13 protein-coding genes are annotated in these 13,163 nt (G+C 64.5%); 3 read left to right on the top strand and 10 right to left on the bottom strand.

Features of this window, described 5'->3' with window-relative positions; translation table 11 throughout:
• The 3 genes from BUC24_RS21990 to BUC24_RS21980 are packed head-to-tail and all read right to left on the bottom strand — an operon-like array spanning position 1 to position 3,703.
• The gene (locus BUC24_RS21990; protein WP_178372600.1) at positions 1–882 is read right to left on the bottom strand and encodes an isochorismatase family protein; all 882 of its coding nucleotides are present in this window, start codon (positions 880–882) and stop codon (positions 1–3) included.
• The gene (locus BUC24_RS21985; RefSeq protein WP_073222019.1) at positions 879–2,519 is read right to left on the bottom strand and encodes a (2,3-dihydroxybenzoyl)adenylate synthase; all 1,641 of its coding nucleotides are present in this window, start codon (positions 2,517–2,519) and stop codon (positions 879–881) included. Before BUC24_RS21985 ends, BUC24_RS21990 begins: the two co-directional genes overlap by 4 nt.
• The gene (locus BUC24_RS21980; protein ID WP_073222016.1) at positions 2,516–3,703 is read right to left on the bottom strand and encodes an isochorismate synthase; all 1,188 of its coding nucleotides are present in this window, start codon (positions 3,701–3,703) and stop codon (positions 2,516–2,518) included. The genes BUC24_RS21985 and BUC24_RS21980 overlap by 4 nt, the downstream gene beginning before the upstream one ends.
• 177 nt (positions 3,704–3,880) lie before the next feature.
• Here BUC24_RS21980 and BUC24_RS21975 point away from each other — a divergent pair, with 177 nt between their 5' ends.
• Genes BUC24_RS21975 through BUC24_RS21965 form a run of 3 tightly spaced genes read left to right on the top strand, consistent with a single transcriptional unit; the run spans position 3,881 to position 8,054 of the window.
• The gene (locus BUC24_RS21975) at positions 3,881–5,821 is read left to right on the top strand and encodes a TonB-dependent receptor domain-containing protein (RefSeq protein WP_073222014.1); all 1,941 of its coding nucleotides are present in this window, start codon (positions 3,881–3,883) and stop codon (positions 5,819–5,821) included.
• 20 nt (positions 5,822–5,841) lie between these two features.
• Positions 5,842–6,891 (top strand): 3-deoxy-7-phosphoheptulonate synthase, encoded by a 1,050-nt coding sequence (locus BUC24_RS21970; RefSeq protein ID WP_073222011.1) that lies wholly within the window; start codon positions 5,842–5,844, stop codon positions 6,889–6,891.
• On the top strand, positions 6,888–8,054 hold the full coding sequence (locus BUC24_RS21965) for an MFS transporter (RefSeq protein ID WP_073222008.1): 1,167 nt from the start codon (positions 6,888–6,890) through the stop codon (positions 8,052–8,054). Before BUC24_RS21970 ends, BUC24_RS21965 begins: the two co-directional genes overlap by 4 nt.
• Here BUC24_RS21965 and thpR read toward each other — a convergent pair.
• From thpR to hda, 7 genes are all read right to left on the bottom strand, one after another.
• Positions 8,027–8,524, bottom strand: a complete 498-nt coding sequence (gene thpR, locus BUC24_RS21960) for an RNA 2',3'-cyclic phosphodiesterase (protein WP_073222005.1) — start codon at positions 8,522–8,524, stop codon at positions 8,027–8,029. The two genes, BUC24_RS21965 and thpR, sit on opposite strands and share 28 nt — an antisense overlap.
• 4 nt (positions 8,525–8,528) lie before the next feature.
• Complete coding sequence (gene panB, locus BUC24_RS21955; protein WP_073222003.1) at positions 8,529–9,389, bottom strand: 3-methyl-2-oxobutanoate hydroxymethyltransferase; 861 nt, start codon at positions 9,387–9,389, stop codon at positions 8,529–8,531.
• Positions 9,390–9,599: 210 nt separating this feature from the next.
• On the bottom strand, positions 9,600–9,947 hold the full coding sequence (locus BUC24_RS21950) for a DMT family protein (RefSeq protein ID WP_073222000.1): 348 nt from the start codon (positions 9,945–9,947) through the stop codon (positions 9,600–9,602).
• A 1-nt stretch (position 9,948) separates the two neighbouring features.
• The gene (folK, locus tag BUC24_RS21945; RefSeq protein ID WP_073221998.1) at positions 9,949–10,422 is read right to left on the bottom strand and encodes a 2-amino-4-hydroxy-6-hydroxymethyldihydropteridine diphosphokinase; all 474 of its coding nucleotides are present in this window, start codon (positions 10,420–10,422) and stop codon (positions 9,949–9,951) included.
• Positions 10,419–11,816 carry a polynucleotide adenylyltransferase PcnB gene (gene pcnB, locus BUC24_RS21940; protein ID WP_073221995.1) on the bottom strand — a complete coding sequence of 466 codons (1,398 nt, stop codon included), beginning with the start codon at positions 11,814–11,816 and terminating at the stop codon, positions 10,419–10,421. Before pcnB ends, folK begins: the two co-directional genes overlap by 4 nt.
• Entirely contained in the window at positions 11,809–12,483 is a 675-nt protein-coding gene (locus BUC24_RS21935) for a histidinol-phosphatase (RefSeq protein ID WP_073221992.1), read from the bottom strand. Before BUC24_RS21935 ends, pcnB begins: the two co-directional genes overlap by 8 nt.
• Complete coding sequence (hda, locus tag BUC24_RS21930) at positions 12,480–13,163, bottom strand: DnaA regulatory inactivator Hda (protein WP_073222482.1); 684 nt, start codon at positions 13,161–13,163, stop codon at positions 12,480–12,482. The genes BUC24_RS21935 and hda overlap by 4 nt, the downstream gene beginning before the upstream one ends.

The raw sequence follows: 13,163 nt of genomic DNA, 5'->3' as shown, positions 1-13,163 counted from the left end.
TCAATGCGTCCTCGTGTGTGCGTCAAGCAGCTGCCACCAATGTGCCAGGATTGGCTGCTCGGCCAGTTCCACGAACGTGATAACGGCGCCTGCGCGGCGCCACCGCTCCAGAAGGCTCATGAGGCGGATCGAATCGAGGCCGCTGAACATCAGATTTTCGTCGTCCTCAAGCTCACTGGCCGGCACGTCCAGCAAGGCCGCGATTTCTGTACGCAGGGCCGCCGGCGATGCTGGCAAAGTGCCGCGCTGGTGCAAGGCGTCCATCACCTGTTCCGCGCTGCTGACCACACCGCAGCGCTGCGATACATAGTCAAGCGCCATGGCATGCTGTTCAGCCGAGAAGTCGGCCAGCGCATCGCCCACCAGGAAGGGCTGAATGTCATGCATGAATGCGTCGGCAGCCGTCATCAGGCAGCCGATGTGGGCGTACACACCACAGACGATCAACTGATCGCGGCCCTGCGCCTGCATGCGCGCCAGCAGATCGCTGCGGACAAAGGCGCTGTAGCGCCACTTGACCAGTACCGTATCGTGCGCGCGCGGCGCAAGCGCAGCGGCAACGCTGGCGCGGTGCGGCTGCGCAGTGACGCCCGGACCCCACCAGTCGGTCAGCAGGCCACGTTCCTTTTTACCTTGCTCGGCTGGCTGGGCGGTGTACACCACCGGCACCCCGGCCGCATCGCAGGCATCGCGCAGCGCGTTCACTTGTGCCAGCAAGGCAGGAATCGGCGCGGCCGCGCTGTCGTAAAAGTCCAGGAAGTAGTCCTGCATGTCATGAATCAGCAGCACCGCGCGGGCGGGTTCGATCTTCCAGTCAACGCGGTTCGATGGCATGGCCGTGGCGGCCGGCATGGGGTAGGTAGCAATTCTTGGAATACTCATGATGTGATGTGGTTGGAGTCGTTGATCAGACGCTGGGCGATGCGTTCGCGCAGCTGGCGTTTGTCGACCTTGCCGACGCCGGTTTTCGGGAAATGGCCGACGAATTCGATCCGGTCCGGGATCTTGAATTGCGCCAGTCCGCGCGCGCGCAGGAATGCCGTCAGTTCGCCTTTGCGCGGCGGGGCGCCACGTGCGATGACAAAAGCGCAGCTGCGTTCGCCCAGGTAAGCGTCGGGCATCGCCACCAGCGCAACGTCGTGCACGGCGCTGTGGGCCAGCAGGTGGTTCTCTACTTCTTCGGCGGCGACCTTGTCACCGCCGCGATTGATCTGGTCCTTGGCGCGGCCCTCGACCACCAGGTGCCCCGAGGCGAGTTGCCTTACCAGGTCGCCGGTGCGGTAGAAACCGTCGGCCGTGAACGCGCGCGAATTGTGCAGTTCCGCGCGGTAGTAACCGCGGATCGTGTACGGGCCGCGCGTCTGCAAGTGGCCCAGTGCGCTGGGGGCCAGTGGCTGATCGTCTTCGTCAACCACGCGCACTTCGTCATCGGGCGAAATGGGGCGGCCCTGGGTGCCGACCACCAGCTCGAAGTCGTCATCGGGGCGTGTGTAGTTGACCAGGCCTTCAGCCATGCCGAATACCTGCTGCAGGGCGCAGCCAAGCACGGGGCCGACGCGCAGTGCGCTCTCGCGCGACAGGCGTGCACCGCCCACTTGCAGCATTTGCAGGCTACCCAGGTCGTGCGTGCGGCGCGGCGCGGCGTCAAGCCAGGCCATCGCCAGCGGTGGCACGAGCGCCGTGATGGTCACCTGTTCCGCCTCGATCAGCGCAAACGCATGGTCCGGGTTCGCCTGCCGTGCCAGTACGATGCGTCCGCCCGCATACAGCACGCCCAGGGTGCCGGGTGAACTGAGCGGGAAGTTGTGCGCGACCGGCAGCGCGCACAAGTACACGCTATGCCGATCCAGTCCGCAGATGGCGGCGCTGGCACGTACGCTGTACAGGTAGTCGTCATGGGTGCGCGGAATGAGTTTTGGCAAACCTGTGCTGCCGCCCGAGAGCTGAAGGAATGCCACAGCGCCGGCATCGGGGCAGGGGAAGCTGCGCGGCGCGTCGTAAAGGGCGTCGAACGCGGTCAGTTCCTGCGCATCGCCGCACACAATCACGTGCTGCAGCGAGGGCGATTCGCGCATTACCTCGCGCGCCAGTTCGCGGTAGTCGAAACCGCCGTCGGTGGCGGCGATGACATATGCCTTGGCCTCGGCCAGCTGGCAAAAATAGGCGATTTCAGAGCGGCGGTGGGCGGGCAAGGCCAGCACCGGCACCGCACCCAGGCGGAACAGGGCAAAGCAGGCAATGAAAAATTCCGCCACATTCGGCAGTTGCACAACCACGCGGTCCTGCGCGGTGATGCCGATGCGGGCCAGGCCAGCTGCAAACTGGTCGCAAAGCTGGTCCAGCTGCGCGTAGCTCAGGCGCCGTTCGCCGCACACCAGGGCGACGCTCTCGGGATTCGATGCGGCCCGTTCGCGCAGCATGGCGCCCAGCGATTGACCGCGCCAGTAGCCCATCGCACGGTAATAGGCGGCGGCTTCGGCCGGCCACGGGGTGCACCCGTCCAGGAATGCCCGCGTCATTGGGCCGTCTCCAGGATCGATTCCAGTCCCATTGCGCTGAGCATGGTGCGAAGCTTGCCCGAGGTTTCGAGCAATTCATCAGCGGGCACTGAGCCGTCCACGATGCCGGCACCCGCATACAAGGTTGCATCTTCATCGCCCACTTCCGCGCAGCGCAGCGTGACTGCCCATTCGCCGTCGCCGCTGGCGTCGCACCAGCCCACCAGGCCGGCAAAGTAGCCGCGTTCAAACCCTTCGACTTCGCCGATGAAGTCATAGGCGTCCGGAGTCGGGTAGCCGCACACGGCTGGCGTAGGATGCAGCGCCAGCGCCAGCTCGAGCGAGGAAAGGGCAGGATCGGCCAGCTCGCCGCGCACTTGCGTCCCCAGGTGCCACATGGTCGGCGTCGACAACAGCGACGGCTGCGGCGGCACCCAGATCTGCTGGCAGAACGGGCGCAGACCTTCGGCCACGGCGTTGACCACCAGCGCATGCTCGTGCAGATCTTTGGCGGAGCGCAGCAGGCCGTCGGCGCGGCGCCGGTCTTCGGCCGGATCGCTGCTGCGCGGGATGGAGCCGGCCAATGGGTGCGACACGACCTGAGTGCCGCGCCGCGACAGCAGCAGTTCCGGGCTGGCGCCGATCAGCGTGCGGCGCGGCGCGGGGCGGTCGGCCAGATCTATGGCAAACGTATAGCCGATCGGGTTGCGCGCGGCCAGGCGCTGCAACAGCGCGGCCAGATCGATGCGCACGTCGATCGACAAACTGCGCGACAAGACCACCTTGTCCAGGCCCGTCGCGCGAATGCAGGCCAGCGCCTTTTCCACGTTGGCGCGATAGCTTTCGGGGCTGGGCAGCATGCGTACCGCGTGCGGACGGCGGTGGACCGGGGCCCCGGCGGCGCCATCGGCAGGGCGGGATTTGTAAGTACTCACTTGCGCCGGAATGAAGAGACGCTGGGGCGCGTGCTGCGCAAATGGAAGCGCACCCATGAGGACGTCGCCGTGCTCACCTTCCTCGCGTAACAGGCGCATGGCGTCAGCAGCACGGTTTGCCGGCGTGGACGGGGCGGCGATCGCCTTGACGCCGCGCCCGATCAGGACGCGACGGGGGGATGCAAACAAAGTGGCGCCGGGCTGGTAATGCCGCAGCGGATCGTCTGCGGCCGGGGTCGCGGGCAGCAGGTGGTGCAATCGGTCGTTCATGAGGAACCTCTCGGAAGGTGAGCATCTGGTCAAGAGTGCTAAATCGTAAACACAATGAGAATCGTTTGCAATAGCAAACGCGAATAATAATGAGATTGATTCTCATTTAGATTAATGCTACGATATATTTACAACAGCATTTCAACTTCGTCAATAACGAACCAAAAGAAAGTAGCCATGTCCGACCAGATGCAACGCCGTCCCCGCCTCCATCCCCTTGTCGCCATCGTCTCCCTGGCGTGCTGCGCCAGCGCTCAAGCCCAAACGCCCGTCACCGAACAAACGCTGGGCACGATCCAGGTCACCGCCCAGCGCGGCAACGACACCAACACCGTGGTGGGCGCCAACCGGATCGAGGTGGAACAAGCCGTCAGCCTGCAAGACCTGTTCAAGCAAACGCCGGAAGTGAGCGTTGGCGGCGGCGGCCTGCCCGTCGCCCAGAAGCTTTACGTACGCGGCATCGGTGAGCGCATGCTGGCTGTGACCATTGACGGCGCCGCGCAGCCCGAATCGGCCTACCACCACGCGGGCCAGGTGATGGTCGAGCCCGAGCTGCTCAAGCGCGTGGAAGTGGAAGCCGGCACTGGCGCGGCCACCGCCGGCCCCGGCGCGCTGGCCGGCGCGCTGCGCTTTACGACCAGGAGCGCGACCGATTTGCTGCGCCCGGACGAGCGCATTGGCGCCATCGTCAAAGGCAGTTACTTCAGCGCGAGCGAAGGCAAAAAGCTGGGCGTGACGGTGTTTGGCCGTCTGAACGAGAACGTGGGCCTGATGGTGAGCGACACCCGCTTCGACAGCGATGACTACGAAGCTGGCAACGGCGGCAAAGTCGCCAACACGGCAGCCGACGCCGAGTCACGCTTCGTCAAGCTCGATCTGAATCACGCCGCGCACCGGCTGGCCCTGGCCTACGAGGAAAACCGCGACGAAGGCCTGCGTAACAAGCGCACCAACCTGATCGTCAACGCCATCAATCCAGCCCAGCGCCAGCGCATGGAGCGCAGCTCGGCCACCGCCAATTACGACTTCGCCCCCGGCGGCAAACTGGTCGCACTGCACCTGACCGCCTACGCCAACGAGAACGCGGTGCAGCTGGCGCCTGACAGTGCGCAGCGCGAAAAGGACGGCACCAAAACGCGCGGCATCAACCTGGTCAACGTCTCGCGCCTCGGTGAGCACAAACTCAGTTACGGCGTGGACTACCGTCGCGACATTGGCTTTGCCAGCGTCGCCGGCGTCGCCCTGGCGGACGAAAAGGCGAGCGTGACCGGCGTATTCGTGCAGGACGACCTGGCCCTGGGTGAGCAGTGGATGCTGGGCCTGGGCGGCCGCTACGACCGCTACGACTACACCGACATGGAAGGCCGCCAGTTCGACGCCTCGGCCGCGTCGCCCAGTGCCAGCCTGTCGTTCATGCCGAGCGCGCAGATCACGGTACGCCTTGGCCACGCGCGCGCGCTGCGTGGCGTGGGCGTGATGGAGCCGTTCCTGAAAGCCTTCCAGACCAACGATCCTGCCCTGCAGGCGGAAAAAGCGCGCAATACCGATCTGGGCGTGCAATGGCAGAACGGCGGCTGGCAAGCCAACGCCACCATCTTCAATCAGCAGATCGACAATTACATCGGCTACGACGACGCGCGCCAAAACCTGGGCCAGGTGCGTACCAAAGGCTACAGCGCCAGCGCGGGCTACCATGGCCAGCTGTGGTCTGCCAGTATCGGTATGTCGCACGCCAAACCGCGCCTGAACGACCAGCCGTTGTCCAGCGATGAAGCCTTCTTGCTCGGTAATGCATCGGGCCGCACCTGGGTAGCCCAGTTCGACCAGAGCATCCCGCAACAAAATATGAAGATGGGATGGACTGCGCGCGCCACCGAGCGTCTGGAGTATGTCCCTGCGGGCGCCGCATCCAAGCCTGGCTACACCGTGCATGACATCTACGCCCAATGGCAGCCGCTGGGCAGCGACAAGCTGTCGCTCACGCTGACCGTCTCCAACCTGGGCGACAAGTTCTACTACGACCAGAGCAGCTTTGGCTTCCACCCGCGCTGGGGCAGTGTCGCCGCCTTGCCGGAGACCGGCCGCAATATCCGCGTGAGCCTGGCCTCCCGCTTTTAACTCTCCGCAGAAAGCGACGTATGAAACGAGACCTTCTGGCCGGCTTTGAAGAGCCGCGCAGCATCGCGATGCCCAGTCCGGCCGAACTGCGCGCCATGCTGCCACTGCCCGCAACCGCCTCGCTGGCGGTGGCGGCGGGACGGCGCGCGATTCGCGACATCCTTGAACGGCGCGACCAGCGCCTGCTGGTGGTGGTCGGCCCGTGTTCCATCCACGATCCGGTCGCCGCGCTGGACTATGCCGAGCGTCTGGCCGGACTGGCGCGTGAAGTGGCCGACTCAATGCTGGTCGTGATGCGCGTGTACTTCGAAAAACCGCGCACCAGCACCGGCTGGAAGGGATTGATCAACGACCCGCACCTGGATGACTCGTTCAGAGTCGCCGAAGGCATGCACATGGCGCGCCGCCTGCTGCTTGAAGTGAGCGCGCTGGGATTGCCCGCCGCAGTCGAGGCGCTCGATCCCGTCTCGCCGCATTACCTGAACGACTTGATTGGCTGGGCAGCGATTGGCGCGCGCACGACCGAATCGCAGACCCACCGTGAAATGGCATCCGGTCTGCCGGTGCCGGTGGGTTTCAAGAACGGCACCGACGGCAGCGTGGACACCGCCATCAACGCCATTCGCGCGGCCGGACGCAGCCACGCCTACCTTGGCATTGACGCCCAGGGCAGGGCGGCCGTGGTTCACACCGACGGCAATCCGCACGCGCACCTTGTTCTGCGCGGTGGCAGCAGCGGACCGAATTACGACGCCGCCAGCGTCGCACGGGCAGAGCGCGCCATGCGCGAGGCAGACATGCGCCCCACCATCCTGGTCGACTGCGCGCACGGCAATTCAAGCAAGGACCACCGGCGCCAGTCGCTGGTGCTGGAAGACGTGATCGCCCAAAAACTGAACGGCAATGACAGCATTGTCGGCGTCATGATCGAAAGCTTCATCGAAGCGGGCAACCAGCCGATGGCGGCCAGCCGCAGCCAGCTGCGCTACGGCTGTTCGGTCACCGACCCCTGTGTCGACTGGCCCACCACCCAGGCCATGCTGCGCCTGGCCCACGGCGCACTGCAATGAAGCGGATCATCGCGCTGGTCGCAGGGCTGCAGTTTGTCTACATCCTCGACTTCATCATGCTGCTGCCATTGGGTCCCGACCTGGCGCATGCGCTGGGCTTTCCGGCGGACCAGCTGGGCATGCTGACGGCCAGCTACACGCTGGCGTCACTGCTCTCCGGTCTGATCGCCTTGCGCCTGCTGGACCGCTTCGAGCGCAAGCGCGTACTGCTGCTGTCGCTGGCCGCGCTGGCCCTGGCCACCTTCGCCACCACACTGGCCGACAGTGCGGCTGGTCTGCTGCTGGCGCGTGCACTGACCGGCTTTGCCGGCGCACCGCTGATGGCCACCGGCATGGCCATGGTCATTGACATCACGCCACCGGCAGGAAGAGGCCGCGCCATCGCCAAAGTGATGCTTGGCTTCTCAGCCGCAGCCCTGGCTGGCGTACCGCTTGCGCTGGAATTGTCACGCATCGGCGGCTGGCAAACGCCATTCCAGGCACTGGCGCTGATCGCAGTGTTGTTGTGGATCTGCGCCGCCCGGCTGCTGCCTTCAGGGCAGCGCGGCATTGGGCGCGGCGCCACGCTGGGTGGCCTGCTGCGCCAGCCGCTGGTACGCCAGGCCTGCCTGGTGCAGGCACTGAGCCAGTTCTCGGCCTTCCTGCTGATTCCCCATTTTTCCGCCTACTTCCTGCTCAACCTTGGCTTTCCGCGCGAGCGTCTGGGATTGCTGTATCTGACTGGCGGTGTCACCGCGCTGCTGGCCGTGCAAGTGCTGGGGCGCCTGGTGGACCGGCGCGGACCAAAAATGGCGCTGGCGCTGGCCAGCGCCGCCATGGGCCTCGGTTTGCTACCTTTTTTTGCCGACCTGGGTGCGTTCGCGATAGCCACCTTCGTGCTCTTCATGGCCGGTAATGCGGGGCGCAACATCAGCGTGGGCGCGGCCCTGAGCCATGTGCCAAGCGCGCACGAGCGCGCCGGCTTCATGGCGCTGCAAAGCATGGTGCAGGACTTGTCGATCGCCGCTGCCGCGATCACCGCCAGCTATCTGCTGGCCGAAGGCGAGGATGGACGCCTGATCAACATGAGCGTAGTGGCAGCCGGCGCTGCGCTGGTCGGATGCGCAGTGCCTTGGACGCTGCACCGGCTGGCCGATCAGAAAGCGTATTCGCGCACGACCTGATAGTGGCCCGACTGCGATTGCACCAGTGCGTAGCGGTCCACGGACCACACGATGGCGGCGTCACCCTGCGCCGGATGCGCATTCCCGGCACGGCGCGCCAGCGTGACATGCGGCCTGTAACTGCGTGCGTCGACGGGAAGAGCAAGCGCGCGCAATTGCGAGCCCAGCTTGTCCTGGAGCGCACAAAGGGCAGGCGGTACATGCAGCGGCTCGAGCACCGCGATACCATGCGGCCAAAGGTGATGGTGGCCCAGGTGAACGTCGAAGCGGGGGGAGGTGAGCGCCAGTTCATCGGCGACAGTAGCGACACGTTCCTGCGCCACATCGCCAATGAAATGCAGCGTCAGATGCAAGCGCTCGGTGCGCACTGGTGAAGCTGCGCTAGGCCAGGTCCAGCGATCGCGCGCCTGCGCCAGTTGTTCACGCACGGCCGGATCGGGCCACAACGCGAGGAACAGGCGCGCGTTCATGCCATCAGAAGCAGTGTTCCGCGGCCGGGAAGCTGCCATCCTTGACGGCCGCCACGTACGCGCTGACCGCAGCATCGATGCTGGTCTGGCCATCCATGAAGTTCTTCACGAATTTGGCTTTACGGCCCGGGAACACCCCCAGCAGATCGTGCATGACCAGCACTTGGCCGGAACAATCCGGGCCGGCGCCAATGCCGATGGTCGGAATGGCCAGCAGATCGGTGACCTCCTTGCCCAGCGCGGTCGGAATCGCCTCCAGCACCAGCATCGCCGCGCCGGCCGACTGCAGCAGCTTGGCATCAGCCTTGAGCATGTCGGCGCTCTCGATGGTTTTGCCCTGCACCTTGTAGCCGCCCAGCTGATGCACGGACTGCGGGGTCAGGCCCAGATGCGCACACACAGGGACGGCGCGATCGGTCAAAAAACGCACCGTGTCGGCCAGCCAGGCGCCGCCTTCGAGCTTGACCATATGCGCCCCGGCCTGCATCAGCTGCACCGCATTGTGGAAAGCCGACTCCGGAGTGGCATAACTGCCGAAGGGCATATCGGCCAGCACCATCGCGCTCTTGTTACCCCGCGCCACTGCCGCCGTGTGATAGGCCACCTCCGCCACGGTGACAGGCAGAGTGGACGTATGACCATTGCACACCATCCCCAACGAGTCACCGATGAGCAACACTTCCACGCCACAACGGTCCATCAAACTGGCGAAGCTGGCGTCATAGCACGTGAGCATCGAAATCTTGTTCCCGGACGCACGCATGGCATTTAGCGAAGGAATCGTCACCGCCTTGGTGACAGGCGGCTTCACTGGTGCCGGGGCATCGCCGCCGGCCAATTCTTTACCCTGCAAATAACCGCTCATAATAATCCTTTGATATCAAAATAAGTACCGACGGCGCTAGTGTAATGCCAAGCGCCGAAACCTGCCTCCCCCCGCCTAGAGCCCCGCCACTATTGCCATCCCAATCGGGGTCAGACCTCAATATAAAATGTTTTTTAATCGGGGTCAGACCTCAATTAAAAAATGTTTTTTAATTGAGGTCTGACCCCGATTGTGCAACGTTTTTTGGGGTTAGCTGCGGAAGATGAAGTAGACGGCGCCGACCAGGCACAGGCCGGCCCAGACGTAGTCAAGCTTGAACGGTTCGTTCATGTAGAACATGGCGAAGGGGACGAAGACGGTCAGGGTGATCGCTTCTTGCAATATCTTGAGCTGCGCCAGGCTGTATTGGGTGTGGCCGATGCGGTTGCCAGGTACCTGCAACAGATACTCGAACAGGGCAATGCCCCAGCTGACGATGGCCGCATACCACCAGGCCCGGTTCGACATGTTTTTCAGGTGCCCGTACCAGGCAATCGTCATGAACACGTTGGACATGACCAGCAGACCCGTGGTCTGGACGATGACAGGAATTTGCATCTCAGTTCCCTTTGCTGATGGCCTGGCCCGATACAGCGGCCAGGTAGTTTTTTGCGGCGCCGCGCGCTGGCACGGTCACGTCCGGCGCGATTTCCAGCAGCGGCACCAGCACAAAGGCGCGCTCCAGCATGCGTGGGTGGGGAATATGCAAGTGCGGCTGGTCGATCTGTTCGTCGCCGTACAACAGGATGTCCAGGTCCAGCGTGCGCGGGGCGTTGCGGTAAGGCCGCTCGCGCCCGTGCGCCAGTTCGATGCCGTGCAGCGCGTCCAGCAGGGCCGGGGCGCTCAGGGTCGTGTCGATGCTGGCGACGGCGTTGATGTAGTCATCACCGGAGGAGTCGATCGGCGCGGTGCAGTATTTGGCGGAGCTGGCCAGCAGGGTGCAGCCGTTCAGTGCCGCCAGCCGCGCCAGCGCGTCATCCACGTTGGCACTGGCATCACCCAGATTGGCGCCGATGCCGATGTAGGCGATCATTGTTCGCCGGCGCCGCCGCTTCCGCCACCGTCGCCCCCGCCGGCGTTATCGCTGCCGCCCCGGTTGCGTGGTCCGCGCCGCGGCGCGCGCTTGCGCTTGGCACCGCCCGACGGGCCTTGCGCGGCGCTGGTCAGCAGGCGTTCGCGTTCGATCTCGTCGCCTTCGTAGAACGCGGTCCACCATTCGCCGATGTCCATGTCGATTTCGCCCGACTCGCAACGCAGCAGCAGGAAGTCGTAGCCAGCGCGGAAGCGCACGTGTTCCAGCAGCTTGTACGGGGCCTTGCCGTTGCGCCGCTCGAAGCGCGGCTGCATCGACCAGATATCGCGCATGTCCGAACCGATCTTGCGCTGCAGGGCCAGCTTTTCGGTCTGCGATTCCAGCACGTCGTCGGCGGCCAGGTGCAGCGCTGGAATCGGCGACTCGCCCGCGGCGCGGTAGGCGGTCCATTTTTCCACCACCTGGTGCCACAGCAGCGAGGCAAACAGGAAGCCGGGCGAGACGCCCTTGCCAGCCTTGATGCGGTTGTCGGTGGATTCGAGCGCCAGGGTCACGAACTTCATGCCGATCGGCTGCTCCAGCACCACGTCCAGCAGCGGCAGCAGGCCGTGATGCAGGCCTTCTTTGCGCAGCTGCTGCAGGCAGGCCAGGGCGTGCCCGCTCATGAGCAGCTTGAGCATTTCGTCGAACACGCGCGCGGCCGGTACGTTGTTGATCAGGGGCGCCATGACCGCGATCGGTTCGCGCGTGGCCGGCTCGATGGTGAACTGCAGCTTGGCCGCAAAGCGCACCACGCGCAGCATGCGCACCGGGTCTTCGCGGTAGCGCGCTTCGGGCTGGCCGATGATGCGCAGGGTCTTGTCGCGGATGTCGGCGATGCCCCCATGGTAGTCCAGCACTTCTTGCGTGGCCGGGTCGTAGTACATGGCGTTGATGGTGAAGTCGCGCCGCATGGCGTCTTCGTGCTGTGGTCCGAAGTTATTGTCGCGCAGGACGCGGCCATGTTCGTCTTTGGGGGCGTTGGTTTCGCCCGCGCCACGGAAGGTGGTCACTTCCAGCAGGTCCTGGCCAAACATGACGTGCACGATCTGGAAGCGCTTGCCGATGATGAAGGCGCGCCGGAACAGGCGCTTGACCTGCTCGGGCGTGGCGTTGGTGGCGATGTCGAAGTCTTTCGGTTTCACTCCCAGCAGCAGGTCACGTACGGCGCCGCCCACCACGAAGGCTTTGAAGCCGGCTTCCTGCAGCGAGGAGGTGACCCGGATCGCGTTCGACGACAGCAGCTTGGGGTCGATCCCGTGTTCCGCCGCCGTCAGCACGACCGGCTCGGTCATGTCGCGCGCTGCCTTTTTGTCTTTAACGCCAAGAATTTTGCGGATAAATTTTTTAATCATTGAATAGTTGGAGTAAAGGCCAGCCAAGGCTCGTTGCATGCGCCGATAGCGCTGCGTTCGGGTTGGTCGCTACGGGGTGGGTGACGACGGACAGGAGGGGAATATCGTTGTGTGAATCGCTGTAGAAGTGGCTGCGCCCGAATCCGTCCAGCGGGGTGCCAATCTGTTCGAGCCATGCATGCGTGTGGGTGACTTTGCCGGGACCCGAGGTGGGGCTGCCCAGCAGCTTGCCGGTCAGGTTGCCGTGTTCATCTTCCTCGGGCACGGCGGCGATCAGGTGTTCGACCCCCAGCGCCTTTGCAATCGGCGCGGTCACGAAGCGGTTGGTGGCGGTGATGATGCACACCAGGTCGCCGGCATCGAGATGGTCTTGCAGCAGCTTGCGCGCCTGCGGCAGCAGGGCTGGTTCGATCACTTCGCGCATGAATTGCGCGTGCATGGCGTCGAGCTGGGGACGCGGAAAGCGCGCCAGGGTGCCGAGCGCGAATTCGAGATACTCGACCGGGTCCAGCGTGCCCGCCTGGTACTGGGCAAAAAACGCATCGTTGCTGCGCTTGAATTCAACCGGGTCGACGGCGCCGATGCGGACCAGGAACTGGCCCCATTCGTAGTCCGAGTCGATCGGCAGTAGGGTGTGGTCGAGGTCGAACAGGGCCAGATTCTTCATTCTTTGGACTCCGCCGGCGGGGCGGTCAATAGCAGGTCGCGCAGCAGCGGTAGCGTGACCGGGCGCTGGGTTTCGAGGGAATACTGATCGAGGGCGTCCAGCATCGTCGACAGGGAGCGCATGTCGCGCTTGAAATGGGATAGCAGATAGGGTAACACGGAGGCCGACAGGGTCAAACCGCGCGCTTCGGCGGCGTTGGTCAGGGCGGCGATCTTTTCTTCGTCCGACAGTCCGTGGATCTGGTAGATCAGGCCCCAGCCCATGCGCGTGCGCAGGTCTTCGCGCACCGGCAGCACCGCTGGCGGTACCGGGCCGGTGCTGACCATGTAGGCGCCGTGCTCGCGGATCTGGTTGAACAGGGCAAAGGCGTCGATCTGGCGCGCGGCCGACAGGCGGTCGCAGTCGTCCAGCAAATACAGCGACACCTCGGGCGCGTAGGTAAATTCGGCGTCCGATGCATCCGGGCCGATGTAGCGCGCGCCCGGGGTGGCGGCCAGACCGTGCAGCAGGTGGGTCTTGCCGGCCGCGCTTTCGCCCCACAGGTAGGCAAAATGCTCACGCGAGCTGCGTTCGGCGAACTGGTGCATCAGGTGCGCCAGTTCGGCGTTTTGTCCGCCCACCGCAAAATTGTCGAGGCTGTGCGCCTGTTCCGCGCCTAAATCGAGTACCAGCTGTTTCAT

Origin of the sequence: Massilia sp. CF038 (assembly GCF_900129765.1) — a bacterium.
Lineage (GTDB): Bacteria > Pseudomonadota > Gammaproteobacteria > Burkholderiales > Burkholderiaceae_D > Telluria_A.
The sequence above is the reverse complement of the archived record's forward strand: the minus strand, read 5'-3'. Positions and strand labels throughout refer to the sequence as shown.